Origin of the sequence: Nocardioides ochotonae (assembly GCF_011420305.2) — a bacterium.
Taxonomy (GTDB): Bacteria; Actinomycetota; Actinomycetes; order Propionibacteriales; family Nocardioidaceae; genus Nocardioides; species Nocardioides ochotonae.
Map to the genome: position 1 here is coordinate 4,239,452 of NZ_CP061769.1, position 25,471 is coordinate 4,264,922.

23 protein-coding genes are annotated in these 25,471 nt (G+C 72.0%); 11 read left to right on the forward strand and 12 right to left on the reverse strand.

Going from position 1 to position 25,471, the window contains the following annotated elements:
* Positions 1-4: 4 nt before the first annotated feature.
* A complete protein-coding gene (locus HBO46_RS20355; RefSeq protein WP_166135127.1) occupies positions 5-1,438 on the reverse strand; it encodes a glycosyltransferase family 87 protein in 1,434 nt (477 codons plus the stop codon).
* A 3-nt stretch (positions 1,439-1,441) separates the two neighbouring features.
* Positions 1,442-3,709: a transglycosylase domain-containing protein gene (locus HBO46_RS20360; RefSeq protein WP_224769278.1), complete on the reverse strand. Its 2,268-nt coding sequence runs from the start codon at positions 3,707-3,709 to the stop codon at positions 1,442-1,444.
* 209 nt (positions 3,710-3,918) lie between these two features.
* Here HBO46_RS20360 and HBO46_RS20365 point away from each other — a divergent pair, with 209 nt between their 5' ends.
* Positions 3,919-4,575: a PadR family transcriptional regulator gene (locus tag HBO46_RS20365; RefSeq protein WP_166135133.1), complete on the forward strand. Its 657-nt coding sequence runs from the start codon at positions 3,919-3,921 to the stop codon at positions 4,573-4,575.
* A gap of 17 nt (positions 4,576-4,592) precedes the next feature.
* Positions 4,593-5,681 carry an inositol-3-phosphate synthase gene (locus HBO46_RS20370; RefSeq protein WP_166135136.1) on the forward strand — a complete coding sequence of 363 codons (1,089 nt, stop codon included), beginning with the start codon at positions 4,593-4,595 and terminating at the stop codon, positions 5,679-5,681.
* 212 nt (positions 5,682-5,893) lie between these two features.
* Here the strand turns inward: HBO46_RS20370 and HBO46_RS20375 are convergent, their stop codons facing one another.
* Positions 5,894-7,348, reverse strand: coding sequence for a CCA tRNA nucleotidyltransferase (locus tag HBO46_RS20375; RefSeq protein ID WP_224769523.1), 1,455 nt, complete (start codon positions 7,346-7,348; stop codon positions 5,894-5,896).
* Between the two features lie 76 nt (positions 7,349-7,424).
* Here HBO46_RS20375 and HBO46_RS20380 point away from each other — a divergent pair, with 76 nt between their 5' ends.
* The 7 genes from HBO46_RS20380 to trxA all read left to right on the forward strand — a co-directional run bounded on the left by HBO46_RS20380 (position 7,425) and on the right by trxA (position 16,563).
* Complete coding sequence (locus HBO46_RS20380; RefSeq protein ID WP_166135142.1) at positions 7,425-9,740, forward strand: DUF6049 family protein; 2,316 nt, start codon at positions 7,425-7,427, stop codon at positions 9,738-9,740.
* Positions 9,737-11,419, forward strand: a complete 1,683-nt coding sequence (gene murJ / locus HBO46_RS20385) for a murein biosynthesis integral membrane protein MurJ (RefSeq protein ID WP_166135145.1) — start codon at positions 9,737-9,739, stop codon at positions 11,417-11,419. The genes HBO46_RS20380 and murJ overlap by 4 nt, the downstream gene beginning before the upstream one ends.
* Before the next feature lie 66 nt (positions 11,420-11,485).
* Positions 11,486-13,522 carry a protein kinase family protein gene (locus tag HBO46_RS20390; RefSeq protein WP_166135148.1) on the forward strand — a complete coding sequence of 679 codons (2,037 nt, stop codon included), beginning with the start codon at positions 11,486-11,488 and terminating at the stop codon, positions 13,520-13,522.
* The gene (gene sigM, locus HBO46_RS20395) at positions 13,519-14,199 is read left to right on the forward strand and encodes an RNA polymerase sigma factor SigM (RefSeq protein ID WP_166135151.1); all 681 of its coding nucleotides are present in this window, start codon (positions 13,519-13,521) and stop codon (positions 14,197-14,199) included. The genes HBO46_RS20390 and sigM overlap by 4 nt, the downstream gene beginning before the upstream one ends.
* Before the next feature lie 67 nt (positions 14,200-14,266).
* A complete protein-coding gene (locus HBO46_RS20400) occupies positions 14,267-15,022 on the forward strand; it encodes a hypothetical protein (RefSeq protein ID WP_166135155.1) in 756 nt (251 codons plus the stop codon).
* A gap of 97 nt (positions 15,023-15,119) precedes the next feature.
* Positions 15,120-16,130 (forward strand): thioredoxin-disulfide reductase, encoded by a 1,011-nt coding sequence (trxB, locus tag HBO46_RS20405; RefSeq protein ID WP_166135158.1) that lies wholly within the window; start codon positions 15,120-15,122, stop codon positions 16,128-16,130.
* 106 nt (positions 16,131-16,236) lie between these two features.
* Positions 16,237-16,563: a thioredoxin gene (gene trxA, locus HBO46_RS20410; protein WP_317983887.1), complete on the forward strand. Its 327-nt coding sequence runs from the start codon at positions 16,237-16,239 to the stop codon at positions 16,561-16,563.
* Positions 16,564-16,576: 13 nt separating this feature from the next.
* Here the strand turns inward: trxA and HBO46_RS20415 are convergent, their stop codons facing one another.
* On the reverse strand, positions 16,577-17,284 hold the full coding sequence (locus HBO46_RS20415; RefSeq protein ID WP_166135160.1) for a GNAT family N-acetyltransferase: 708 nt from the start codon (positions 17,282-17,284) through the stop codon (positions 16,577-16,579).
* Positions 17,285-17,375: 91 nt separating this feature from the next.
* Between HBO46_RS20415 and HBO46_RS20420 the strand changes: the two genes are divergently transcribed.
* Together HBO46_RS20420 and HBO46_RS20425 are read left to right on the forward strand one after the other, a co-directional pair.
* A complete protein-coding gene (locus HBO46_RS20420; RefSeq protein WP_166135165.1) occupies positions 17,376-18,698 on the forward strand; it encodes an aminotransferase-like domain-containing protein in 1,323 nt (440 codons plus the stop codon).
* Between the two features lie 38 nt (positions 18,699-18,736).
* The gene (locus HBO46_RS20425) at positions 18,737-19,501 is read left to right on the forward strand and encodes a lysophospholipid acyltransferase family protein (protein ID WP_166135168.1); all 765 of its coding nucleotides are present in this window, start codon (positions 18,737-18,739) and stop codon (positions 19,499-19,501) included.
* A gap of 325 nt (positions 19,502-19,826) precedes the next feature.
* On the opposite strand, the gene HBO46_RS20430 is transcribed toward HBO46_RS20425, so the two are convergent.
* From HBO46_RS20430 to rpmH, 8 genes are all read right to left on the reverse strand, one after another.
* Positions 19,827-20,873, reverse strand: coding sequence for a ParB/RepB/Spo0J family partition protein (locus HBO46_RS20430; RefSeq protein ID WP_166135171.1), 1,047 nt, complete (start codon positions 20,871-20,873; stop codon positions 19,827-19,829).
* A complete protein-coding gene (locus HBO46_RS20435) occupies positions 20,870-21,802 on the reverse strand; it encodes a ParA family protein (RefSeq protein ID WP_166135174.1) in 933 nt (310 codons plus the stop codon). Before HBO46_RS20435 ends, HBO46_RS20430 begins: the two co-directional genes overlap by 4 nt.
* A 329-nt stretch (positions 21,803-22,131) precedes the next feature.
* A complete protein-coding gene (rsmG, locus tag HBO46_RS20440; RefSeq protein WP_224769280.1) occupies positions 22,132-22,830 on the reverse strand; it encodes a 16S rRNA (guanine(527)-N(7))-methyltransferase RsmG in 699 nt (232 codons plus the stop codon).
* Between the two features lie 50 nt (positions 22,831-22,880).
* Positions 22,881-23,387, reverse strand: coding sequence for a Jag family protein (locus tag HBO46_RS20445; protein ID WP_191480271.1), 507 nt, complete (start codon positions 23,385-23,387; stop codon positions 22,881-22,883).
* Positions 23,388-23,401: 14 nt separating this feature from the next.
* Positions 23,402-24,388 (reverse strand): membrane protein insertase YidC, encoded by a 987-nt coding sequence (gene yidC, locus HBO46_RS20450; protein ID WP_166136247.1) that lies wholly within the window; start codon positions 24,386-24,388, stop codon positions 23,402-23,404.
* Positions 24,389-24,425: 37 nt separating this feature from the next.
* Positions 24,426-24,677: a membrane protein insertion efficiency factor YidD gene (gene yidD / locus HBO46_RS20455; RefSeq protein WP_153325536.1), complete on the reverse strand. Its 252-nt coding sequence runs from the start codon at positions 24,675-24,677 to the stop codon at positions 24,426-24,428.
* Entirely contained in the window at positions 24,674-25,027 is a 354-nt protein-coding gene (gene rnpA, locus HBO46_RS20460) for a ribonuclease P protein component (RefSeq protein WP_166135180.1), read from the reverse strand. Before rnpA ends, yidD begins: the two co-directional genes overlap by 4 nt.
* A gap of 32 nt (positions 25,028-25,059) precedes the next feature.
* Positions 25,060-25,197: a 50S ribosomal protein L34 gene (gene rpmH / locus HBO46_RS20465; protein ID WP_153325538.1), complete on the reverse strand. Its 138-nt coding sequence runs from the start codon at positions 25,195-25,197 to the stop codon at positions 25,060-25,062.
* Positions 25,198-25,471 lie beyond the last annotated feature (274 nt).

Sequence of the window (25,471 nt, forward strand, 5' to 3'; positions counted from 1 at the left end):
GTCGTCAGCTGAGCGGCACCGGCGTCGGTGGCGCTGCCGCCGGCGCCTCGCGGGCGGCCCGCACCGGGTCGTGCTGCGGGCGCAGCACGTCGCGCACCACCAGCGCGACGAGGTACAGCTCGCCGGCGATGCGCAGCACGATCGCCAGCCAGTAGAACCCCGGGTCGTCCCCGCCGCCGGGGGCGAGCCAGCCGGCGAGGTACCACCACACGGCCGCGAAGTAGAACAGCTCGCTGAGCTGCCACACCGCCTGGTCGCGCAGCCGGGGCCGCGCGAGGACCGCGAGCGGCAGCAGCCAGAGCACGTACTGCGGTGAGTAGACCTTGTTGACCAGCAGGAACCCGGCCACGATCAGGAACCCCAGCTGCGCGAAGCGCGGCGTCTCGGGGGCGAGCACGCCGATCACGAACACGCCGACGCACCACGCGCCGAAGAGCAGCCAGGACCAGAGGTTGATCGTCTCGGGCTCGATCGTGCGGTCGAGCCACTGCGCCGCCACCAGCCAGGCCGAGCCCAGGTCGGGCCCGCGCTCGGAGTTGAAGGACCAGAACACCCGCCACTCCTCCGGCCCGGAGAGGTACGCCGGGAGGTTGGCGAGCACCCACGCGAGGGCCGCCGCGGCCGTCGCGCGCACGAAGTCGAGCATCCGGCGGTCGCACAGGCAGATGACGAGGATCGCGCCGAGCAGGAACAGCGGGTAGAGCTTGGTGGCCACGCCCAGCCCGATCAGCACGCCGGTGAGCACCGGTCTGTCCTTGGCCCAGGCCCACAGCGCCCCGGCGACCAGCACCACCGCGAGCAGGTCCCAGTTGACCAGGCCGGTCACCAGCAACGCGGGCGAGACCGCGAACAGCGCCGCGTCCCATGGCCGGCGGCGGTTGACCCCGGCCAGGAACCACACCGCGAGCATCGCGGCGAGGGCGAAGGCGAGCGCGCTCAGGGCGAGGAACACCGTGATCTCGCGCTGGACCCGGTCATCGCCCCAGAACTCCTCGGTGGGGCGGTCCGCCCGCTCGCCAGCGTCCGCGCCGGTGAGCGCGTGGGTCACCTTCGCCGTCGCGTAGGCGAAGTAGGCGATCCCGACGGGGTACTCCATCACCTCGTAGCGCTCGCGGACCTCCGCGTCGTCGTCGAAGGGCCAGGCCGCCTCGACGAAGCCCCGCCCGGTGTAGAGGTAGGGCAGGTCGGAGTAGCACATGTACGTCGCGCGGACGTCCTGCGAGCTCCACTCGTCGTCGACGCAGGGGGCCTTCTGCACCATCCCCAGCGCCATGGTGAGCGCGACCAGGGCGAGCAGAACCCGCACCGGCGTCCACCACGGGTGCCGGCCGGCGCGCCGCCCGACCGGCCCGCCGACACCTGCGCTCAGCGCGCCGACCGCCGGGTCGTCCCGGGTCGGGTCGACGTACGGGCCGGACCCGCCCGGCGCGCCGGTCATGGCCTACCCGCGCCCGGGGTCGGGACCGCGGGTGGGTGCGCCGGCCGCGGGGCTGGTCGTCGGGCTGGGCGGTGTCGGCTCCGGCACGGTGGGTGTCGGCTCCGGCACGGTCGGTGTGGGCTCCGGCTCCTCGGTCGGCTCCGGCTCCTCGGTCGGGGTCGACTCCTTCGTCGGCTCCTTGGTGGGCTCCTTCGTCGGCTCCTTGGTCGGGCTCGGCTTCTTGCTCGGGCGCGGTTGCGGGGCCGGGTTCGACGGCGGGACGTACGGCGCGTGGCCGTCCGACGGCGCGTCGCCGTCGACGTACGCCGGGTCGGCCAAGTCCTTGACCTCGAGGCCGTCGTGCAGGAGCACCATCAGCCGCGCCCAGGTGTCGGCGGGGTAGTCACCGCCGTAGAAGGAGGGCAGCCACCCGTCGAGCGGCTCGTTGCCCTTGCCGCGGGTGTAGACGACGGCGCTGGAGTACTGCGGGGTGAAGCCGACGAACCAGGAGGAGACCACGTCGTCGAGGCCGTTGGTCGAGGTGCCGGTCTTGCCCGCGCTGGGACGGGCGAGCGTGGCGCCGGCGTCGGCGCCGGAACCACCGGACTCGGTCACCTGCTGCAGCGCGTAGGAGACGTCGGCGGCGATGTCCTCGTCGAGGGCGCGGTTGGTCTTGACCTTGTGGTCGAAGAGCACGTCCCCGTTGGCATCCTCGACGGACTCGATCAGGTAGGTCTCCGCGGCCACCCCGCCGTTGGCGATGGTGGCGTAGGCCCCGGCCATGTTGATCGGGCTCACCGTCGCGCTGCCCAGCGAGACGCCGAGCTCGGGCTTGAGACCCGGGGAGGAGTTGGGGAAGCCGGGCGCCTTCGCGCCCTTCGGCTCCGCCGGGGGCAGGCCCATCGCGGTGGCGATGTCGATGATCTTGCGCGGGCCGTCCTCCATCGCGTCGGTCATGTCGATGAACGCGGTGTTGATGGAGCTGGCGGTGGCCTGGAGCATGTTGACCCCCGACCCGTAGTCGGTGTCGCCCTGGTTGCCGAACGAGGTGTCGCCGATCTCGATCGGGCTGTTGCCCTCGAAGGTGTCGCGCAGCGAGAAGCCCTGCTTGATCGCGGCCGCGAGCGCGAACGCCTTCATCGTCGAGCCGGCCTGGCCGCCGGAGACCGCCCAGTTGATCTGGGAGTCCAGGTAGTCCTGGCCGCCGTAGAACCCGCGCAAGGCGCCGGTCCCGGGCTCGACGGTCGCGACGCCGACGTGCAGCTGCTCGTCACCGAAGCCCTCGGGCTTGGCCTCCTTCACCGCCTCCTCGGCCGCGCGCATCGCCGGCTGCTGGAGGGTGGTGGTGACCCGCAGGCCCTGGCCGTCGATCTCCTCCTCGCTGAAGCCGAGGCGCTGGAGCTCCTTCTTGATCATCGACAGCATGTGGCCGCGCTGGCCGCCGTAGGTGCTCTCGGCCTCGATCTTGGGGAACTTGGGCAGCTTCCTCGCGGCCTTCTCGGCCTGCTTGGCGTCGATCGTGCCCATCTCGGCCATGCCGTTGAGGACCCGCTCGTAGCCGGCCTTCAGCGAGCGCCGCGCGTCCTTGCCCTTGGCGGGGTCGTAGCGGCTGGGGTTGTTCAGCACCCGGGCCAGGACCGCCGACTCGCGCAGGCTCAGCTTCGCGGCGGGCTTGTCGAAGTACGCCTGGGCGGCCGCCTGGACGCCGTACGCGCCCCGGCCGAAGTAGATGGTGTTGAGGTAGCCCTCGAGGATCTCCTGCTTGCTCTGCTGGCGCTGCAGCTTGAGCGAGAGGACCGCCTCCTTGATCTTGCGGGTGTAGGTCCGCTCGGAGCTGAGGTAGAGGATCTTCACGTACTGCTGGGTGATCGTCGACGCGCCCTGGCTGGAGTTGCCCGAGGCGTTGCTGAACGCCGCGCGGACGATGCCGCGGGGGTCGATGCCGCTGTCGCTCCAGAAGGTGCGGTTCTCCGCGGCGACCACGGCGTCCTGCAGGTGCTGCGGCATCTCCTGCAGCGGGATCGAGTCACGGTTCTGGGTGGCGAACTTGCCCAGCTCGGTGGAGCCGTCGGCGTAGTAGATGAACGACGTCTCGGTCTGGAAGTCCTCGTTGGGGTCCGGGATGTCGATCGTCCGGTAGAGGACGACGAACACCGCGACGAGCGCGAGCAGGCCCACGAACGCGGCCAGCGAGGCCCACTTCACGACGCGCAGCACCTTCTGCTTGCGCGTGCGGGGCGGCTTGCCGGGCTTCGCCTGGGAGGTGCTGCTGGTCCTCGGCGGCTTGGTCACGGGCGGACCCGCGGCCCTGCGCTTTCCACTCAAGCTCGGCTCTTTCGTCGCGGCGCCCGGTCCGCTCGGTCACGGGCAACCGAGGAGCAGACCGGGCGTAGGTGGTCGGTTCCAATCGACCAGAGTACGCATCCGCCGGTATAGGCGGGCACCACGCGACGAACCTCTCACGATTCACGTCTGGCGGATATATCGCTACGATAGGTCGCATGGCACGCCGTGGAGAGACCATCGAGCTGGCAGTCCTCGGACTGCTGCACGAGGGACCCATGCACGGCTACGAGCTGCGCAAGCGGCTCAACCTGATGCTCGGGTGGGGTCGGGTGCTGTCCTACGGCTCGCTCTACCCGGCGTTGAAGAAGATGCTGCGCAACAACCTCATCGAGGAGGCCAGCACCTTGGTCACCCCGGTCTCGCGGCGTCCGCGCATCGTCTACCAGGTCACCGCCGCCGGCACGGCCGAGTTCGAGCGACTCATGTCCGAGGTCGGCCCGACCGCCTGGGAGGACGACAACTTCGACATCCGCTTCGCCTTCTTCTCCTCCACCGACATGGAGATCAGGCTCCGGGTGCTCGAGGGTCGGCGGATCCGGCTCCAGGAGCGGCTCGACCGCGTCCAGAGCCAGCTGTCGATGACCGAGAAGGAGGTCGACCGCTACGCGGCCGAGCTCCAGCGCCATGGCGTCGAATCGGTCGAGCGTGAGGTCCGCTGGCTCTCCGACCTCATCAACGCCGAGCGCAGCGCCGGCAGCCCCCCGGGGCCATCCCCGGGCTTCATGCACGGCGACTCCGCCGCGCCAGCAGACGTGTCCCCGGACGGCCTCGCGGCCGCCGACCACCACCAGCAGCGATCCCCGCAGCAGTGACAAGAGAGGAATCCCCCATGGGTTCGGTTCGAGTAGCAATCGTGGGGGTCGGCAACTGCGCGACCTCCCTGATCCAGGGCGTCGAGTACTACAAGGACGCTGACCCCTCGGGGGCGGTCCCTGGCCTGATGCACGTCGCCTTCGGCGACTACCACGTCAAGGACGTCGAGTTCGTCGCCGCCTTCGACGTCGACGACAAGAAGGTCGGCAAGGACCTCTCCGAGGCGATCAACGCCTCCCAGAACAACACCATCAAGATCTGCGACGTCCCGACCCTCGGCGTCGAGGTCCAGCGCGGCCACACCCTCGACGGTCTCGGCAAGTACTACCGCCAGACCATCGAGGAGTCCTCCGCGGAGCCGGTCGACATCGTGCAGATCCTCAAGGACCGCCAGGTCGACGTCCTCGTCTCCTACCTCCCGGTGGGTTCCGAGGTGGCGGACAAGTTCTACGCCCAGTGCGCGATCGACGCCGGCGTGGCCTTCGTCAACGCCCTGCCCGTCTTCATCGCCTCCGACCCCGAGTGGGCCAAGAAGTTCGAGGACGCCGGCGTCCCGATCATCGGCGACGACATCAAGTCGCAGGTCGGCGCCACCATCACCCACCGGGTGATGGCGAAGCTCTTCGAGGACCGCGGCGTGGTGCTGGACCGCACCTACCAGCTCAACGTCGGCGGCAACATGGACTTCAAGAACATGCTCGAGCGTGAGCGCCTGGAGTCCAAGAAGATCTCCAAGACCCAGGCCGTGACCTCGAACCTGAGCGGTCCGCTCGGTGGCGCGACCGCCGACGACCGCAACGTGCACATCGGTCCCTCGGACTACGTGGCCTGGCTCGACGACCGCAAGTGGGCCTACGTCCGCCTCGAGGGCCGCGCCTTCGGCGACGTCCCGCTGAACCTCGAGTACAAGCTCGAGGTCTGGGACTCCCCGAACTCCGCCGGCATCATCATCGACGCGATCCGCGCCGCGAAGATCGCCAAGGACCGCGGCATCGGCGGCCCGATCATCTCGGCCTCGTCGTACCTCATGAAGTCCCCGCCGGTGCAGCTGCCCGACGACGAGGGCCGTCGCCGCGTGGAGGCCTTCATCCGCGGCGAGGAGTGACCCTCCCCGCACGCTGAAGTCCTGCTGTTGCGGTGCCGACGGCCCGCCCGGAGAGATCCGGGCGGGCCGTCGGCGTACGTGGGTGGTTGGGCGCGGGCAGGTGCGGGCGCGCGCCGACGCGGGGGCGACTTCCCACGCGCTGTTGACGCTTCCACCGCCGCACACCGCGTGTGCAGCGTCAACAACCCCGCGTTACATGCGGGAGGGGGCCCTCAGCCCTCCTGCCGCGCCTTCCACCACGCCAACAGCTCGGCGCGGGCGGTGGGCTCGTCGAGGGGGCCGCGGTCCATGCGCAGCTCGAGCAGGTGCTGGTAGGCCTGGCCGACGTCGCGACCGGGGCCGATCCCGAGGATCTCCATGATCTGGTTGCCGTCGAGGTCGGGCCGGATCGAGGCCAGCTCCTCCTCCTCGGAGAGCCGGGCGATCCGCTCCTCGAGGTCGTCATAGGTACGCCGCAGCCGCTCGGCCTTGCGCTTGTTGCGGGTGGTGCAGTCGGCGCGGGTGAGCACGTGCAGGCGCTCGAGCTGGTCACCGGCGTCGCGCACGTAGCGGCGTACGGCGGAGTCGGTCCACTCGCCGGTGCCGTAGCCGTGGAAGCGCAGGTGCAGCTCCACGAGGTGGGCCACCGCGTCGATCTCGTCGTTGGAGAAGCGCAGCGCCTTCATCCGCTTGCGGGTGATCTTGGCGCCCACCACGTCGTGGTGGTGGAAGGTGACGGTGCCGTCGTCGACGAAGCGGCGGGTGCGCGGCTTGCCGACGTCGTGCATCAGCGCCGCGAAGCGGGAGATGAAGTCGGGCTCCCCGCCGAGGCGGTCCTCCAGCTCGATGGCCTGCTCGAGCACCGTCAGCGTGTGCTCGTAGACGTCCTTGTGGCGGTGGTGCTCGTCGCGCTCCAGCGCCAGTGCCGGCAGCTCGGGCAGCACGTGGGCGGCGAGCCCGGTGTCGACCAGCAGGGTCAGGCCGAGGCGGGGGTACGGCGCGCACACCAGCTTGACCAGCTCGTCGCGCACCCGTTCGGCGGAGATGATCGTGATCCGCTCGGCCATCGCGGTCATCGCGGCGACCACCTCGGGGGCCACGGTGAACCCCAGCTGGGCGGCGAACCGGGCCGCGCGCATCATCCGCAGCGGGTCGTCGGAGAAGGAGTCCTCGGGCGTGCCGGGCGTGCGCAGCACCCGGTGGGCGAGGTCGACCACGCCGCCGTACGGGTCCTCCACGACCCGGCCCGGGATCCGCACCGCCATCGCGTTGACGGTGAAGTCGCGCCGGCCCAGGTCACCGTCGAGGGTGTCGCCGAAGTCGACGTCGGGCTTGCGCGAGGAGGGGTCGTAGGTCTCCGAGCGGTACGTCGTGACCTCGACCACGTAGTCGCCCTTGCGGCAGCCGATGGTGCCGAAGGCCCGGCCCATGTCCCAGGTGGCGTCGCCCCAGGACTTGAGGATCTTCTCGGTGGCGTCGGGGCGCGCCGAGGTCGTGAAGTCGAGGTCGTGGTGGTGGCGTCCGAGCATCGCGTCGCGCACCGGCCCGCCGACCAGGGCGAGCTCGTGACCGGCAGCGGCGAAGCGGCGACCGAGCTCGTCGATGACCGGACCGATCCGGTCGAGCTCGGCGTTCACCGAGCGCTGCACGTCGGCGACGTTCAGGGGCGGCAGCGAGGCGTCGGACACAGCGGAGAAGTCTACGGCGGCGCTCACGGCGAACTGCCATCCCGGGGCTGCCCCACCCGGCGATAGAGTCACGGCCATGGTCCGCCCCCGGTCGCTGCTGCCTGCCCTCGTGGCGCTGGCGACCCTCGCGACGCCGTTCGGCGCCGCCTCGCCGGCCGACGCGACCACCGCGACCACCGCCCCGGTCCGCGCCGAGGACGACGCCCCGCTCGCGATCAGCGTCGGCTCGCTCGCCCCGTCGGCGATCCCGCAGCGTGGCGCCGTACGGGTCACTGGCACCGTCACCAACCTCGACGACGTGGCCTGGTCGAGGATCAACCTCTACCCGTTCGTCTCCACGACGCCGATGACCACCCGCGCGGAGCTGGCCGACGCCGCCACCGCAGACGCCACCACCTTCGTCGGGGACCGGATCACCGATCCCGGACCGTTCGCGACCATCAAGCGACTCGCCCCCGGGGAGAGCGCGACGTACACCGTCCGGGTGCCGCGCAGCGTGCTGCCGGTGAGCGAGCCCGGCGTCTACTGGTTCGGCGTCCACGCCCTCGGCGAGTCCAGGACCACCCCGCGCGACGTGGTCGCGGACGGCCGCGCCCGCATGTTCCTCCCGCTGGTGCGTCGCGCCCGGGCCAGCGCCCCGGTCGACACCGCGATCGTGGTGCCGCTGCGGCGCGGCATCGCCTACGAGGACGACGGCTCCCTCGACGACGTCGACGGGTGGACCAGCAGTCTCAGCCCCGGCGGCCGGCTGCACAGCCTGGTGGACTTCGGCGCCGCGTCCGGGTCCCGGCCGATCACCTGGCTGGTCGACCCCGCGGTGAGCGACGCGGCGCGCCGCCTCGCCGCCGGCAACCCGGGACGCACCACCGGCCCGACCCTCGACCCCGACGAGGGCGACGACCCCGACCTCGAGAACGACCCCGACGCGACCCCCGATCCCGGCGCCACGCTGAGCCCGGCCCCCGGCGGGGCGGGCGACAACGACTCCGGCGACGAAGAGCAGGAGCCGGACCTGGCCGCGGACGCCGCCTCCGGCTGGCTCGATCGTCTCTCCAACGCGCTGGACTCCGGCCAGGTCCTCGCCCTGCCGTACGGCGACCTGGACGTCTCCGCGGCGGCCGCCCACGACCGGAAGGTCTACCGCCAGGCCCGGACCCGCTCCGCGACCGCGCTGCGCCAGCTGGCCCCCGGCGCCACCCCGGTGGTGACCTCGCCGGGCGGCTACCTGGACTCCGACGCGATCCGGCTGGCGACCAAGGCGACCACCGTGATGATCGGCGACCGGATGCTCGGGGAGGACGCCGTCGACGCCCCGGGCGTGCTCTCCGTCGGCCGGCACCCGGTCGCGGTCTTCTCCACCGCCACCCAGACCGGGGGGCCAGGCCCCGACGACCGGCTGAGCCTGGTCGCGATGCGTCAGCGGATGCTGGCCGAGGCCGCGGTGCGCCACCTCCAGGCCGATACTGACTCGTCCGCTCCCGCCGGTGCCGACGCCGCGAGCCGCGCCGCGGTCGCCACCAGCGGGCCCGACCCCCTGGTCGTGGTGCTGCCCGACAGCTGGGTGCCGGCCAGCAGCACCGGCTTCTTCCAGGGACTCGACCTGCCGTGGGTGCGGCTCACCACCGTCGACGACATCACCGACGACCCCACGGCCGCGGCACCCGAGCGGTTCGACTACCCCGAGAGCGTGCAGGACCGCGAGCTCACCGCCGCCGACTTCGGCGCCGCCCGCGCCCTCGAGCGGGCCGGCGAGACGCTGCAGAACCTGCTGCGCCGCAACGACCGGGTCGCCGGCGAGGTGACCGACGAGGCGCTGACCAACCTCTCCTACGCCTCGCGCGTGCACCCGAACGCGGCGCGCGGCCGCGCCAAGGCGTCCCGGGCCTGGATCGACACCCGGCTGCGCAGCATCCTCATCGAGGCCCCGCCGTCGGTGACCCTGTCCAGCGACAGCGGCCGCTTCTCGGTCACGGTGTCGAACAACCTCGACGAGCCGGTCACGGTCGCCATCGACGCGCTCTCCGACGGCCCCGTCGTCATCGAGGGCCCCGACACCGTCGAGCTGGCCGCGCGCAGCCGACGTACGGTCCTGCTGACCGCCAGCACCGAGCGCCAGGGCGTCCACAACGTCACGCTGGTCGTGACCGACCTGCAGGGCACGGCGCTCGGCTCCTCCGACCAGCTGCCGATTCGCGCGGCGCAGTTCAGCGTGGTGATCTGGGTGATCATCGGCGTCGGGCTGTCGCTGTTCGTCGGCGCCGTCGTGGTCCGCCTCGTGCGGACCGTGCGTGCCCGGCGCCGCGACGCCGAGCAGTCCGCCGGCGCCGCCGCGGACCCGGCCCCCACCGACAGCCCCGACACCGCTCCCGACTCCCAGGAGACCCCCGCATGAGCGAACCCTCCACCGACGTGCGCGAGGAGGACCGCAAGATCCTCGCCTCGAGCGCGGTGATGGCGGCCGGCACGGTGGTCTCGCGGGCGAGCGGTTTCGTGCGTACGGCGCTGCTCGCCGCCGCGCTGGGCGCCGGCCTGCACGCCGACCAGTTCACGATCGCCAACACCGTCCCCAACGCGCTCTACATCCTGTTGGCGGGCGGAGTGTTCAACGCGGTGATGGTGCCGCAGCTGGTGCGGGCCATGAAGCACGACCCGGACGGCGGGGTGGCCTACACCAACCGCATCCTCACCCTCGCGGGCCTGTTCCTGGCAGCGGTGACGCTGGTGCTGGTGCTGGCCGCGCCGCTGGTCATGGATCTCTACCTGGGCGAGCAGTACGGCCGCCCCTCGCTCGCCGAACAGCGCGACTCCGCGATCGACCTGGCGCGCTACTGCCTGCCCCAGGTCTTCTTCTACGGCATGTTCGTGCTGGTCGGGCAGATCCTGAACTCGCGCGGGCGCTTCGGCCCGATGATGTGGGCGCCGATCGCCAACAACCTGATCTCGATCGGGGTGCTGATCGCCTACCTGATGTCCTTCGGCGCCGCCACGGGCGCGGGCGAGGACGCGGCGTACTCGGTCGACGAGGAGCTGCTGATCGGCCTCGGCTCGACGGCCGGCATCGTCGTGCAGTTCCTGATCCTCATCCCCTACCTGCGCGCCACCGGGTTCCGGTTCCGCCCGCGCTTCGACTTCCGCGGCACCGGTCTGGGCCACACCCTGCGCCTGGGCATGTGGACGGTCCTGTTCGTCGTGGTCAACCAGATCGCCTACACCGTGGTGGTCAACCTCGCCTCGAGCGGCGCCGCGGACGGCGGCACCGGCTACACGGTGTACTCCTTCGCCTTCCTGCTCGTGATGGTCCCGCACTCGGTGATCACCGTGTCGCTGGCGACGGCGATCCTGCCGCGGCTCTCGCGCCAGGGCGCCGACGGCGACCTGGCCGCGCTGGGGCGGACCCTCGGCGGCACCCTGCGCACCGCGCTGGCGGTGATGGTCCCGTTCGCGGCGCTGCTGCCGCTGGTGGCCCCCGAGCTCGCCCGCATCCTGTTCGGGTTCGGCGCCTCGGCCGACTCGATCGGCGCCTACGCCCCGACCCTGGCGGTCTTCGGCCCCGGCATCCTGCTGTTCACCGTCCACTACCTGGTGCTGCGCGGCTTCTACGCCCTGGAGCAGACCCGCACGGTCTTCCTCAACCAGTGCTGGGTGGCGCTCACCAACGTCGTGGTCGCCCTGGCCGCCGTACGCGCGGTCGACCCCGAGCACACCGCGCCCGCACTGGCGGCGGCGTACGCCGCGTCGTACCTGGTCGGCAGCGTGCTGTCCTACACCGTCCTGCGCCGCCGGGTCGGCACCCTCGACGACGCCCGCCTGGTGCGGTTCCTGGCCCGCCTCGCGCTGATCACGCTCCTCACCGTCGCGGTGGCCGCCATCCCGGCGTTCACCCTGGACAGCTGGTCCGGGACCGAGAGCTGGCCGGGTGCGGTCCTGGTCGCCGGGGTGACGCTCGGCGTCGCCGGCGTGGTCTACCTGCTCCTCGCCCGGGTCTTCCGGCTGCGGGAGGTGACTGACGTCATCGAGACCCTGACGCGACGGCTCCCTGGCAGCCGCCGCAAGGACCGCGGCCTACGATGAGGCGCGGGCCCCAGGGGCCCCAGCACACCGGTAGACGACCAGCAGGGAAGGAGCCGCAGGGTCCACGTGCCACTGTCGAACCGACCTGGCGATGTCCTCGCCGGACGCTACCGACTCGTCGACCTGCTCAGCGAGAGCAAGGGCGGACGGTTCTGGCGCGCCCACGACCAGGTGCTCGAGCGCCACGTCGCCCTGCACGTCATCGACGAGGACGACCCGCGCGCTCCGCAGCTGATCGAGGCCGCACGCCGCTCCGCGCGGATCCACGACCCGCGCCTCCTGCGGGTGCTGGACGCCGAGCGCACCGGCGGCCTCTGCTACGTCGTCAACGAGTGGGGCTCGGGCATCGCCCTGGACCACCTCGCCGCGACCCACGGCCCGCTCCCGCCCCGGCGCGCGGCCTGGCTGGTCGGCGAGGTCGCCGACACCATGGCGCGCGCCCACGAGGCCGGTGTCGCCCACGGCCGGCTCGTGCCCGAGAACGTCCTGGTCGACCGCACCGGCTCGGTGCGCGTCATCGGCCTCGCCGTCGACGCCGCGCTGCACGGCCTGCCCACCGACAGGCTCCTCACCGACGTCACCAACCTGGCCGGGCTGCTCTACTGCGCGCTGACCGGGCGCTGGGCCGGCCTGGCCGCCTCGGACGTGCCGCCGGCGCCCACCGACCACGGCCACGTGCTGCGACCGCGCCAGGTCCGCGCCGGGGTGCCGCGTCCCCTCGACGCGCTGTGCGACGAGCTGCTCAACCCCGCACTGCCGCGCGGTCGCGAGATCGGGCTGCGCTCCGCCCGCGACATCGCCGACTTCCTCGCCGACTTCGTGGGCGACCCCACCGGGATCCCCGAGGAGATGGCGGCGCTGCGCATGCACCGGCGCCCGGAGACGGTGGTGCTCCCGCCGGTCCCCGAGATGGCCCTGCACGAGCCGCGCCGCAGCTCCGCCCCGCTCGAGACCGAGCCCGTTCTGGGGCACCAGAACGGGCCCCAGAACGGGCCCGACCCGGAGCCGGACCGGTACGCCGTCGAGCAGTCCGCGACCACCGACACGACCGACCCCGCTGACACCGCCCCCACGATCCAGACTCCCGTGGCCGCGACGTCCCCGGACGCCACGCCCGCCGGACGCACCGCGACCCACGACACCGCCCACGACACCGCCGACGACATTGCCGCCGATCCCGGCGACCCCGGCGCGACCTCGGTGGTGCCCGACGGCCTGCCCACGCAGGCGGGGCTGCCGGTCTTCGACGACGAGAGCGACGACGTCTCCTGGCTCACGCGCTCCAGCGAGCCCGCGCCCCCGCCGCCGCCGTTCGAGGAGCCGCCCGAGCGCCCGCTCTTCGCCCCCGAGCCGCCGGACGGCGCGCCGGCGCGGCGTCCGCGCCACGCCGTACCGCCCGGGACGCCGAGCGACTTCTGGCCCTGGGACACCGCCAACGGCCGCCACACCGGCACCGGGATCCCCGTGATCGCGCCGGAGGAGGACACCGACGTGCCCGGCCGCAGGTCGCTGCGCCTGGCGATGGTGATCGCCGCCAGCCTGCTGCTGCTGATCGCGGTCGTGGTCGGCATCAACCTCGGGCGGGGGAAGACCCCCCTCGGCAGCGATCCCGGTGACGACCCGCCCCGCACCCCTGACGCCTCCCCGGCAGCGCTCCAGCCGCTGGCGGTCACGGGCGCCCGCGACCTCGACCCGCAGGGCGACGACGGCGGCGAGTACCCCGAGCTCACCTCCCTCGCGACCGACGGCGACGACGCGACGGCGTGGACCACCCAGACCTACCTCCAGCAGTTCGGACCCGGCGGGCTCAAGACCGGGGTCGGCCTGGTGCTCGACCTGGGCAGCAGCCAGGACGTCTCCGAGGTCCAGCTCTCCCTGCGCGGCGAGCCGACCACCGTCGAGGTCTTCGTCAGCGACGACGCGCCCACCGCCACCCCCGGCGAGGCGGGTTCCCCGGTGGCGACCCAGGAGATCGGCGCCTCCGGCAAGGTCACCCTCGAGGAGCCGGTCCGCGGGCGCTACGTGACGCTGTGGCTGACCTCGCTGCCGTCGGTCTCCGACGGCTTCCGCGCCGAGCTCGCCGAGGTCGTGGTGCGCGGATGAGCGAGCGCACCCGGTCCGATGCCGAGCTGCTTGCCGCCCACGTGGCCGGCGACCACGAGGCGTTCGGCGAGCTCTTCGCCCGGCACCGTGACCGACTCTGGGCGGTCGCGCTGCGCACCTCCGGCAACGCCGAGGACGCCGCCGACGGTCTCCAGGACGGCATGGTCGCGGCGTACCGTCGGGCCGCGACGTTCCGCGGTGAGGCGGCGGTCACCACCTGGTTGCACCGCGTGGTCGTCAACGCGTGCCTGGACCGCCACCGCGCCGCCCGGGTGCGGCGCACCGAGCTGCTCCCCGACGACCTCGAGGAGTACGGCAACCGCGGCTCGCTGCGCTCGGCGACAGGGGAGGCCGAGGACCCCGCGGAGCACAGCGCCCGGCACGACGAGCGCCGCGCCGTGCTCGACGCGCTGCGGATGCTGCCGGCCGAGCAGCGCGCGGCCGTCGTCCTGGTGGACATGGAGGGCTACCCGGTCGCCGAGGCGGCCGCGATCCTCGACTGCGCGGTCGGCACGGTGAAGTCCCGCTGCTCGCGGGGCCGGGCCCGGCTGGCCACGCTCCTGGGCCTCGCGGCGCGCGGTGAGCCAGCCCACGCCCCGGAGCGGAACCGCGTCCCCGACCCCGGCGTCGAAGAGAGACAGGGCGCGCCGGCACCGCCCACCGCCCCCGCGCCGTGAACCCCGTGTCCCCACCACCCCGCACCCCCGACCCGCAGCCGCTGCCCCGCCCGAGAGGAGGCCGACCGTGACCCGAGCAGACGACGAGCAGGACGCCCAGGTGCGCCGCCTCCTCGCAGAGGCCCGTCACGACGAGCCGGTGCCCGACGACGTCGCCCAGCGCCTCGAGCGGGTGCTCGCCCAGCTCGCCGCCGACGGCCCCGTGGACGCACCCCCCGCCGACGAGGTCGCCGCCCGCCGCCGGCGCCGTGCCGGCGGCCTGCTGGTCGCTGCCGCCGCCGTCGTGGTCGCCGCCGTGGGCGTGGACCAGGTGATCGACAGCGGTGCCGAGACCGCCTCGAGCAGCGACTCCTCCAGCGCCGCGGGCCAGGCCACGAGTGCCGAGGACGCCGCCGTGGACCGGAGCACCAGCACCCTCCCCCGGCGCAAGGCGCCCTCGCCGACCGGTGGTCCCGTCGATGTGCACGCCGACCACTTCACCCGCGACGCCCGCGCCCTGCTGCGGGCCACCGAGACGGTCGCCCCGCTCTCCGCCAACGCCGGAAAGTCCGGCTCGGACCGCCGCGCCGAGCTCTATCGAGACCGAGCCCCCGTCCCGGGCGACGGGGCCGCGAAGCTCGAGCAGCGTGCCCCGGCGCGCGGCACGGCGTGGTTCTCCTGCGACCCCGCCCCGTGGGGTCCCGGGCGCCTGCTGGCGGTGCGCTACGACGATGAGCCTGCCGTGGTCGCCATACGTCCTCCCGCCGGCGACACACGGGTCGTCGAGGTGCTGCAGTGCGGCACCGGCACGATCCTGCGCTCGGTGACGCTGCCGCGCCGCTGAGCGTCCTCGGGACGCTGTCGGAGCGGGAACATCCCTCGCCTACGATCGGTTCTCGAGGTGTCACCTCAGACCAACCCCGATCCATCGAGAGGACGTCATGTCCGAGACCCGCAACGTGATCATCATCGGCTCCGGGCCGTCCGGCTACACGGCCGCCGTGTACGCCGCCCGCGCCAGCCTGCACCCCCTCGTCTTCGAGGGCTCGGTGACGGCCGGCGGCGCGCTGATGAACACCACCGAGGTCGAGAACTTCCCGGGCTTCCGCGACGGCATCATGGGCCCGGCCCTCATGGACGAGATGCGTGCCCAGGCCGAGCGCTTCGGCGCCGAGCTGGTCGCCGACGACGTGGTCGAGGTCGACCTCACCGGTGAGATCAAGGTCGTCAAGACCGCCACCGACACCTACACCGCCCGCGCGGTGATCCTGGCCACCGGCTCGGGCTACCGCAAGCTCGGCCTGCCCAACGAGGAGGAGCTCTCCGGTCGCGGCGTGTCGTGGTGCGCGACCTGCGACGGCTTCTTCTTCCGCGACCAGCACATCGCGGTCGTCGGCGGCGGCGACTCCGCCGTCGAGGAGGCCACCTTCCTCACCCGCTTCGGCTCGAAGGTCTCCCTGATCGTGCGCCGCGACGAGCTGCGTGCCTCCAAGATCATGGCCGAGCGCGCGTTCGCCGACCCCAAGCTCGAGATCGAGTGGAACAGCGTCGTGGAGTCCATCAACGGCTCCGACCGCCTGGAGTCGGTGACCCTCAAGGACACCGTCACCGGCGAGACCCGCGACCTCGCGGCGACCGGCCTGTTCATCGCGATCGGCCACGACCCGCGCTCGGAGCTGCTCACCGGACAGGTCGACGTCGACGACGACGGGTACGTCGTCGTCGCGCACCCCTCCACCGCCACCAACCTCCCCGGTGTCTTCGCCGCCGGCGACCTGGTGGACCACCACTACCGCCAGGCGATCACCGCGGCCGGCACCGGCTGTGCCGCCGCGCTGGACGCCGAGCGCTACCTCGCCGAGCTCGACCACACCGCCTCCACCACCGGTGAGGCGCAGCAGACCGTGGCCACGTCCGCCGGCGACGAGTCGGTCCAGACCGCCGGTCTCTGAGCACCACTCACCGGTCCCCGGCGCGGGAACATCGCACCAGGGACCGGCGTTGCACCAGCACAGCCGTCATTGGCACAGCCGTCATCAGCAACCGAAGGGAACCACCGTGGGCAACATCGCCGCCGTGACCGACGCCGAGTTCGAGGCGCAGGTCCTCAAGTCCGAGAAGCCCGTCCTGGTCGACTTCTGGGCCGAGTGGTGCGGGCCGTGCCGTCAGGTCGCCCCGATCCTCGACGAGATCGCCGGCAGCCACGGCGACAAGATCACGTTCTTCAAGATGAACGTGGACGAGAACCCCGTCACCCCGTCGTCGTACCGGGTGACCGGCATCCCGACCATCAACGTCTACCAGGGCGGCGAGGTCGTGAAGACGATCGTCGGCGCACGCCCGAAGGCCGCGATCCTCAACGAGCTCTCCGAGTTCATCGCCTGATCGCCGTACCTCCTCACGAGGCCCTCGACGTCCCACCCACCCGGGTGGGGGTCGGGGGCCTCGCTGGTCTCGGCCCCGGGCGCACCGCGCCGACCAGCTTGCCGATCGCTGCCTCGACCTCGTCGCGCCAGCTCAGCGCCGCGCGCAGGTTCATCCGCATCCGCGGCGTCAGCGGGTGCGCGCGCTGGGTCTTGAACCCCACGCTGCCCAGGAAGCCCGCCGGCACCACGCAGCCGCACCCGGGCAGCCCCGGCACCCTGAGCCGGTCGGGCCGGTCGGGCCGGTCGGGCCGGTCGGTCGCGAACGCCTCGACGGCCCCGATGCCGCCGCGCTCCACCAGGTCGCGGGCCATCCCCTGGATCAGCATCCGGCCCAGCCCACCGCCGGCGTACGCCGCGTCGACGTGGACGGTGGTGAGCAGCACCGCGTCCGGGGACACCGGCGCCGTCGGGAACCCCGCCGCACCCGGGACGTACGCCTCCGGCGCGTAGATCGCCCAGCCCACCGGACGTCCCTCGACCAGCACGACCCGGCCGCAGGAGCCCCAGTCGCGCAGCACCTCGCTGACCCAGGCCTCCTTCTCCGCCGCCGCACGCTCCTCGGGCACCCGGTCACGGCGTACCGGGTCGAGCTGCCAGAACAGGCAGGAGGCGCAGCGATCGCCGCTCTCCTCGAGCTCGGCGAGGTGATCGACGGTGAGGCTGACGACCTTGCGCGACACGGTGACCTCCCGGTGCTGTGACGGGACAGACGCGCCCAAACCGCGACCCGCGCGTGCAGTGACGGCGTCGATCGTCCATGCTAGAGGGATCATGGAACAGAGCCCCGCACGCCCGCCCAGCGCCCGCCTCGACGCCTTCGTCGATCGCTACGCTGCGCGCACCGCGGGCATGACGGCCTCGGAGATCCGGGCCCTGTTCGCGGTGGCCTCGCGACCGGAGGTGGTCTCCCTCGCCGGCGGCATGCCCAACATCTCTGGTCTGCCGCTCGACGTCGTCGGTGGCGCGATCTCCGACCTCGTGGCCCACCAGGGCGCCGTCGCCATGCAGTACGGCTCCGGCCAGGGCGTGCCCGAGCTGCGCGAGCAGATCACCGACGTCATGCGCCTGGAGGGCATCGAGGCCCACCCCGACGACGTCGTGGTGACCGTCGGGTCCCAGCAGGCCGTCGACCTCGTGACCCGGGTCTTCTGCGACCCGGGCGACGTGGTGCTGTGCGAGGCCCCGTCGTACGTCGGCGCGCTGGGCGTCTTCAAGTCCTACGAGTGCGAGGTCGTGCACGCCGAGATGGACGCCGACGGGCTGGTGCCCGAGGCGCTGCGTCAGGCGATCGCCGCGGTGAAGGCCGCCGGCAAGACGATCAAGTTCCTCTACACGATCCCCAACTTCCACAACCCGGCCGGCGTCTCGCTCTCGCTGGAGCGGCGCCCGGAGATCCTCGAGATCTGCCGCAGCGAGGGCATCCTCATCCTCGAGGACAACCCCTACGGCCTGCTCGGCTTCGACCGCGAGCCGATGCGCGCCCTGCGTGCCGACTCCGCCGACAACGTGATCTACCTGGGCTCCTTCTCCAAGACCTTCGCCCCCGGCTTCCGGGTCGGCTGGGCGCTCGCGCCGGCGCCCGTGCGCGAGAAGCTCGTGCTGGCGCAGGAGTCGGCCACGCTGTGTCCTCCGCAGTTCTCCCAGATGGCGATCTCGGCGTACCTCGCGAACCACGACTGGAAGGGCCAGATCAAGCAGTTCCGCGAGATGTACCGCGGCCGGCGCGACGCGATGGTCGACGCGCTCTCGGACCTGATGCCCGCCAGCTGCCGGTGGAACGTCCCCGACGGCGGGTTCTACGTCTGGCTCACCCTGCCGTCCGGCGTCAACGCCAAGGCGATGCTCCCCCGCGCCGTCACCGCGCGCGTGGCCTACGTGCCCGGCACCGCGTTCTACGCCGACGGGTTCGGCTCGCACGCCATGCGCCTGTCGTTCTGCTACCCGACGCCCGAACGGATCCGCGAGGGCGTACGCCGCCTCGCCGGGGTCCTCGAGGCCGAGATGGAGCTGCGCGCCACGTTCGGCGCTCCCGACCAGGATGCGCCCGCGCTCGGTGGCAGCGGCTACGACAGCCCCCGCATCGACCTGAGCTGACCCCACGCCCCGTCCGATCGACAGACAGGCCCGACGCCATGCGCGACCTCACCTACCCGCCGATCATCGCCACCGCCAAGACCGCCTTCCGGGTGCTCGGGCAGCGCATCGAGCTGACCGGCGATGAGCAGGTGCCCCGTGAGGGCGGCGTGCTGCTGGCCTTCAACCACGTCAGCTACCTGGACTTCATCTACGGCGGGCTGGCCGCGCACCCCTCGCGGCGCCTCGTGCGCTTCATGGCGAAGAAGGAGATCTTCGACCACCCGGTCGGCGGCCCGGTGATGCGCTCCATGCACCACATCGCCGTGGACCGCGGCGAGGGCCTGGCATCGTTCTCCGAGGCCGTCGAGCGCCTGCGCGCCGGCGAGGCCGTCGGCATCTTCCCGGAGGCGACGATCTCGCGCTCCTTCGAGCTCAAGGAGTTCAAGACCGGCGCCGTGCGGATCGCCGCGGCCGCCGGCGTACCGCTCATGCCGGTCGTCCTGTGGGGCACCCAGCGGATGATGACCAAGGGCCACCCCAAGGACTTCTCGCGCGGCACGTCCATCTCGATCACCGTCGGCGAGCCCCTGCACCCCACCGCGGAGACCGCGCTCGAGGACAACGCCGAGCTGCACCGCCGGATGTCGGAGATGCTCGACAAGACGATCGCCGCCTACCCGGCCGACGAGCAGCCCCCGGGCTCCTGGTGGCTCCCTGCCCGCCTCGGCGGCTCGGCGCCCACCCTGGAGGAGGCCGAGCGCCTCGACGCCGCCGAGAAGCGCGAGCGCGCCGCCCGCCGCGCCGCCAAGCGCCGCTCCTGACCCACCCCGCCCCTCGCCGCCTCGGCGCCAATGGTTGCGTGAGTCGGCGCCAGTGGCGAGGCGCACCTGCCTGAGCCCGCATCCGGGCTTCGCCAGGAACGCCGAGGAGACGATCGACGACGCTCCCGCCGCGTCGTCTCGTCGGCCACCGCGCTCATTTCGGCTCCTGGAGCACCGTTCCGTACGCCGTACGTCACTCCAGCGACGCGCAGGCGACTACTAGCGCCGACTCGGCGCGCCATCGACCGCCGATTCGGCGACTGATCCACCTAGCGATTGATCGATATGTCGATGAATCACTTTGTCGACAAAGCGACCAATCGCCTCAGATGACTCGGTCGGTGCGGTTGCGGGGGTCCATGATGTCCACGATCCGCTGGAGGTCCTCCAGGGTCGCGAACTCGACGGTGATCTTGCCCTTGCTGCGCCCCAGGTCGACCTTGACCCGGGTCTCGAAGCGGTCGGCGAGGCGGTCGGAGTACTCCACGAGGCCGGGAACGGAGCGCTGGGCCTTCCGCCCGCGCGGGGACGGGGCCCGGTCGCGCTCGCCGACGGCCACGATCTCCTCGAGGCCGCGCACGCTGATGCCCTCGGCCACCACGCGCTGAGCCAGGCGGTCCTGCAGGCCCGGGTCCTCGACGGCGAGCAGCGAACGCGCGTGGCCCGCGGACAGCACGCCGGCGGCGACCCGCCGTTGGACCGCCGGGCTGAGCTTCAGCAGCCGCAGCGTGTTGCTGATCTGCGGACGCGAGCGCCCCAGCCGGCGCGCCAGCTCCTCATGGGTGCAGCCGAAGTCCTCGAGCAGCTGGGCGTAGGCGGACGCCTCCTCCAGCGGGTTGAGGTCGGAACGGTGGAGGTTCTCCAGCAGCGCGTCGCGCAGCATCGCCGTGTCGTCGGTGTCGCGCACGATCGCCGGGATGGTGTCACGCCCAGCCGCCTGGCTGGCGCGCAACCGGCGCTCGCCCATGATCAGCTCGTAGGCGTCCGGACCGGTGCGCCGGACGACCACCGGCTGAAGCAGCCCGATCTCGCGGATGGAGTGCACCAGCTCCGCCATGGCCTCCTCGTCGAAGACCGAGCGCGGCTGGGCACGGTTGGGGACGATCTGGTCGATCGGGAGCTCCGCGAAGTACGCCCCATCGACCGGCGCGAGCCCCGAAACGGTCTCCTGAGAGCCATCTGGAGCAGTTTCGGCACCCGCCGACGGACGCGAGCCGGGCGCTCCGACGCTCAGATCGCCTCCTGACGAACCAGAAACGCCCTCCGGGCCACCATCTGCGGGGTCGGAGGGGGCCGCGACCGGCGCCGTGGGGATGAGCGAGCCGAGCCCGCGGCCGAGTCCGCGACGCTGAGGCGGACGGGTGGTGCTCACGCGTGCCCTCCGGGGGTGCTCGACGGGGTCGCCGCCTTGCTGACGGCCTTGCTGGCGATCTCGCGGGCCGCCTCGAAGTAGCTCAACGCACCCGGTGATCCCGGATCGTAGGTCATCACGCTCTGCGCGTACGACGGCGCCTCGGAGACCCGCACGGAGCGGGGGATCGCGGTGCGCAGCACCTGGTCCCCGAAGTGCTCACGCACCTCTTCGGCCACACCGGCGGCCAGGCGCGTGCGCGCGTCGTACATCGTGATCAGGATCGTGGAGACCGCGAGATCGGGGTTCAGGTGCGCGCGCACCATCTCCACCGTCTCCAGCAGCTGTCCGAGGCCCTCCAGGGCGTAGTACTCCGCCTGGATCGGGATCATCATCTCGTCGCCGGCGACCAGTGCGTTGAGCGTGAGCAGCCCCAGCGACGGCGGGCAGTCCACAAACACGTAGTCGAACCGGTCCTCGCCAGCGCTCGCCTCGTCACCGACGAGCGGGTGGCCGTGGATGGCCCGGCGCAGCCGGCCCTCGCGTGCCACGACGCTCACCAGCTCGATCTCCGCGCCGGCGAGGTCGATCGTGGCCGGAACGACCATCAGGTTGTCCACGTCGGGGCACGGGGTCGAGACGTCCACGAGCGGGACGCCGTCGACGAGCGCGTCGTACGTCGAGGGGACGCCGCGGCGGTGCTCGATGTTCAGCGCCGTGGAGGCGTTGCCCTGCGGGTCGAGGTCGATCACCAGCACCCGCTGTCCCAGCTGGGCCATGGCGACCGCGACGTTGACCGTGGAGGTCGTCTTGCCCACGCCGCCCTTCTGGTTCGCCACCACGAAGATCCGGGTGCTCGCGGGACGCGGGACCAGGTGGCGTCCGCCGGTGAGTGACTGACGGGCCAGCACGCTGTGTTCAGCGGCCTTGGCCAAGGGAGTGTTGTTCATGTCCAGTTCGCTGGAGTACGGCGCCATCTCGCCGGCGGTCCGCACCGTGAAAGCGGGCGATGTTTCACGTGGAACGGTCTGCTCCGTCGCCGTTTCACGTGAAACCGCGGACTCGGCGGTCGCGCCCGTTTCACGTGAAACCGAGCCCTTGGAGGAGGCCGGGCCGGCAGCGTCGCTCCGCGAGGCTCCCTGTGGATAATTTCCCCCATCCTGTGGAGACTCAGGCGTGGAGCGGCCCTTTTCACCGGTGGATAACTCTGGGGAAACCGCATCGTTCACGGGCGGGGATCCGGCTTCCGTGGTGCCGGAGCCCTGACGTACGTCGTCGCTCACGAACCCTGCTTTCGTCTCGGGCGGGACTTCTGGGGGCGGGCGCGGCGAGCAGACTTCTGCGCGCCGGCTGCGGCCCGGGACGGCCAAGATACCTGCGTGGGATCGGCCCAGGCCACTCGGAGGGCCACGGTCGTCTCGGCCAGCACTCCTTCACCCAGGATGCGCACCTCGGGTGCGGCACATCCCCAGTCCCGCAGGTCGTCGGCAGCGGCCTCGATCTCCTCATGGACCGAGGAGCCCTTCATGGCGACCAGCGCGCCGGTCGGGGCGACCAGCGGCATCGACCACCCCAGGAGCCGGCCCAGCGGCGCGACGGCCCGCGAGGTGACCACGTCGAAGGTCTCCTTGCCGTGGAGCGCATCGGCGCGTCCCCGGAAGACCCGGACGTGGCCCAACTCCAGCTCGTCGACGACCTCCTGCAGGAACGTCGTACGCCGCAGCAGCGGCTCCACGAGCGTGATCCGCAGGTCGGGCCGCGCGATCGCCAGCACCAGGCCGGGCAGCCCGGCCCCGGAGCCGATGTCGCAGACGGTGGCGTCCTGGGGGATCCACTCGCCGAGGACCGCGCAGTTGAGGAGGTGGCGGTCCCACAGTCGCGGGGCCTCCCGCGGCCCGATCAGGCCGCGTACGACGCCCTCGGTGGCCAACAGGTCGGCATAACGCTGCGCGAGGGGCAGCCTCTGGGACGAGAACACCCTCCGCGCCACCTCGGGCGCGGAGGGTGTTTCACGTGAAACGTCAGTCATCAGCTGGGCAGGATCACCACGTGGCGACGGGGCTCGACGCCCTCGGACTCCGAGACCAGCCCGGCCTCGGCGACGGCGTCGTGGACGACCTTGCGCTCGAACGGCGACATCGGCGCGAGGGAGACCGGAGCGCCGGACTCCCGGACCTCCGCCACCTTCTCCGCGGCCAGCCGCTCCAGCTGCGAGCGACGGTCGGCGCGGAAGCCGGAGATGTCCAGCATCAGCCGCGAGCGCTCGCCGGTCTCGCGGTAGACCGCCAGGCGGGTCAGCTCCTGCAGGGCCTCGAGCACCTCGCCGTTCGCCCCCACGAGCTGGCTCAGGTCGGCGCCCACGATCGAGACCGCGGCGCGGTCACCCTCGACGTCCATGTCGAGATCGCCGTCGAGATCGGCGATGTCGAGCAGCTCCTCGAGGTAGTCGGCCGCGATGTCACCCTCGTTCTCCAGCTGCGCGAGCCGGTCGGTGCTGGCGCCCTCGGGCGCGATCTCCTCGCCGTTCACGGGCACGGTGCTCTCCTCGGTCACTTCTTGCCTCCCTGGGGGCCGCTCTTGGGGGAGCCGCCCGGCTTCTTGCCGGTCTTCTTGCGCTGCTCGCGCGTCTGCTTCTGGGGCTGCGGGCGGACGGCCGGACGGCGGTCCTCCTGCGGCTCGGTCGGTGCGGCGGTCGGGTCCTCGACCAGGGTGCCCTTGCGGGCCGCCTTGGCGCGGTCGCGCTCCTCCTTGGCCTTGAACGCCGGGGTGCCGGGGGCCGGGTTGTTGCGGATGACGTAGAACTGCTGGCCCATGGTCCACAGGTTCGAGGTGGTCCAGTAGAGCAGCACGCCGATCGGGAACGCCACACCACCGAGACCGAAAGCCACCGGGAGGACGTAGAGCAGCATCTTCTGCTGCTGCGCGTACGGCCCGGAGAGAGCGTCGGCCGGCATGTTCTTGGCCATCAGCTGGCGCTGGGTGGTGAACGTCGTGGCGGTCATCGCCAGCACCAGCACGAGCGCGGTGAGCATGACGGTGAGGTCGCCGCTGTCGCCCCAGGTGCGCGCACCCCAGAAGGACATCTTCAGCGGGATCTCGCCGAACAGACGGGAGTTGGCGAAGTCGCCGGCCAGCTCCGCGCTCAGGAAGCCGTGCGGCGTCTCCTTCTTCGCGGCCTGGTCGAGGATGCGGAACAGCGCGAAGAAGATCGGCATCTGCACCAGGATCGGCAGGCACGAGGCGAACGGGTTGGTGCCCGAGTCCTTGTACAGCTTCATCGTCTCCTGGGCGAGACGCTCCCGGTCGTGGCCGTACTTCTTCTGCAGCTCCTTCACCTTGGGCTGGATGAGCTGCATGTTGCGGCTGGACTTGATCTGCTTGACGAACAGCGGGATCAGCGCCGCACGCACCACCAGGGTCAGACCGATGATCGACAGCACCCAGGCCGCACCACCGTCACTGTCCAGGCCGAGCTGGGTGAACAGCCAGTGCCACGCGACCAGGGGCGCGGAGATGATGTAGTACAGCGGCGTCATGATGAACGAGCCGATGGCGCTGAAGAATCCCACGGATTCAGGCTCCTTGCTGGGGTGAGGGAGACGAGGCTCCGGGGCGGTCCGGGACGGGGTCGTAACCGCCGGCCGCCCACGGGTGACAGCGTGCCAGACGTCGTACGGCGAGCCAGCTCCCGCGCAGGCTGCCGTGCGTGCGCACAGCCTCCAGCGCGTAGGCGGAGCAGGACGGGTGGTAGCGGCAGACCTGGCCGTAGAGCGGGCTGATCACCGCGCGGTAGGCGCGCAACAGCCCGATCAGGACGTACTTCATCCCAGCACCCGGCCCAGCCCGCGCTCGAGGTCCGCCGCCAGCTGCGCGGAGGTGGCCTCGGCGGCCGCCGGAAGCGCACGGACCACGAGCACAGCAGAGCCCGGGAGCGACGAGAGTCGTTCCCGGGCCTGGTGTCGGAGCCGCCGCTTCACGCGGTTGCGTACGACGGAGTTGCCGACCGCCTTGCTCACGACGAAGCCGACCCGCGGCGGGCCGGGGTCGGCATCGGTGCTGCTGTCCGGCTCGAGCAGGAGGTGCACCACGAGGGTGCGGGTCCCGGCCCGGCGGCCTCGACGTGACGCGGCGCGGAAACGATCCCCGTCGGTCAGTCGGTGAGGCCTGGTGAGCACGGACGCAGCGGTGTGGCGGTCGAGAGCCCCCGTCAGACGGCGAGGCTCTTGCGGCCCTTACGGCGTCGCGCGGTCAGGATGGCGCGGCCAGCGCGGGTACGCATGCGCAGGCGGAACCCGTGCACCTTGTGGCGACGACGGTTGTTCGGCTGGTAGGTACGCTTGCTCACGAGCTTCTCTTTCGGTGGTGGTTCGCGGTGTGTCCCCGCCGGGCTGATCGGCAGTGCCGCCACGCGCCCGGAACCCCGGGCCAGCGACGTTCGGCAGGCACCGCCCACCCACGGTGACGGGGAAGCCTCCGTGGACGTGCGGCACCGGTCGACTCCGGCAGACCGGCCAACGGTACGCGCTGGCGAAGATCAGGGTCAAACCGGTGAGCGGCCGTGCGGCTCCACTCTACGGGGACTCCGGGCGAGACGGGCGGCACCCTGTGGATGACGGCTT